1 protein-coding gene is annotated in these 1,537 nt (G+C 71.4%); it reads left to right on the forward strand.

Annotated elements, in window-relative coordinates; genetic code table 11:
- The coding region (locus AAF481_20590) for a CHAT domain-containing protein (GenBank protein ID MEM7483565.1) at positions 1-1,537 on the forward strand (1,537 nt) is incomplete at both ends.

Here is a 1,537-nt window from a genome sequence, read left to right on the forward strand (position 1 = left end):
GCTGGCTTACCTGCGCCTGCGCCAGGGACACAGCACCACCGAGGCTCTGGCCGCCGCCGACCGCTTACTGCAGGACGCCACGGTCGCGGGCGACACCGTGCGGGCTCTGGCACGCTGGGCGGCGCTCATCCGGGCCCTGGACGACCTGCAGCAGGGTGCTTTGGATCGCGCGGCGACCGGTTGCTCCGACCTGGTTTCGGCCGATCCCCAGGTTGCGGCCTGGGCCTGGAGCTGCCTCGGCCGAGCCCACCGCGCCCAGCGACAGTTCGAAGACGCCACCGCAGCCTTCCGGCAGAGCCTGCTGCAGCACGAGCTGGCGGACTTCTCGGACTCTGGCGAGGGACTGGCTGGAAGTGCTGGCCTCTTGCCGGCCTTGCCCTTGGGTCCCGGGCAGCGAGCCCAAACCTTCGCCCGCGCCGCCCGCACGGCGGTGGACGTCGGCAACGCGGAGAGGGCCTGGGAGATCTTGCAAGATCTCGACCGAAGGTCCGCCCACGACGGTGAGCGCCGCCGATGCCGCCAACAGGCGCGGACGCCGCAGCTGGCCGCCCGCTGGCGCGAGATCGACGACCAGCGAGCGCAGCAGCTGGCGGAGCTGACGGAGCTCGAAGTGCCGGCCGCCGGAGCCCGCCGCCGAGAGCTCGAGATCCGGCGACGCCAGGTCCGCCAAGCGCTGCGCGAGCTGTGGTGGCAATGGCCAGGCTGCGAGTCGATGGCGCCGTCGGCAGAGGACGGGGTCGACCTGAGGGCCTTCGCCATCGACGACGAGATCCTGCTGCTGCGCCGCGATGCGAACGGCATCCACCTGGAGCATCGAACCGCCATGCTCCGAGCCACGCGCCGCGAGCTGCTGCGACAGATCGCCCACCGTTTGGATGGGGTCGCCAGGCCTGAGTGGTCCGCCGAGGCCTGGCGCGAGCTCTTGCAACCGCTCGCCGCGGCACTGCTGCCCAGGGATCTCGCCACGCTCGGACCGGTGACCCGTTTCGCGCTGCATGGTGCCCTGCAGGGCATCCCGCCCGCGGCACTGCCGGTTGCCGGCAACGGATCGGCTCTATGGCTCAGCTCCCTGACCACCCCCGTCGTCGTGCCGGCCGGGGCGACGCCCCGGGACGCCGGCCTTGCCTCAACCCCTGACGCTGCGCGATCGCCCCTCTTCGTGGTCGATCCGCGCGGTGATCTACCGGGTGCTCGGAAGTTGGCGTCGACCTATCGCGAGCTCTTCCCCGAAGCCCGCCTGATGGGCGGCGACGAGGCCAGCCATCAGGCCCTTCGGCAAGCCCTGGCAACCGCCGCCTGGCTGCACGTCGACAGCCATGGGCTGTACGACCCGGTGCTCCCCGAGCTCTCCGGCTTGGTGATGGCGGATCGTCCCCTCCGCCTGATGGAGCTCGCTGACCTCGATCTGCCGCAGCGCTTCGTCAACCTCAGCGGCTGCCGCACCGGTCGCTGGCCGATCACCGCCGACAGCGGACGTTATGGTCTGGGCGGACTCTTGGTCCACGCCGGGGCACAGTGGGTCGTCGCCAGCCGCAAC

It is taken from the genome of Acidobacteriota bacterium (assembly GCA_039030395.1).
In the GTDB taxonomy this organism is placed as follows: Bacteria; Acidobacteriota; Thermoanaerobaculia; order Multivoradales; family JBCCEF01; genus JBCCEF01.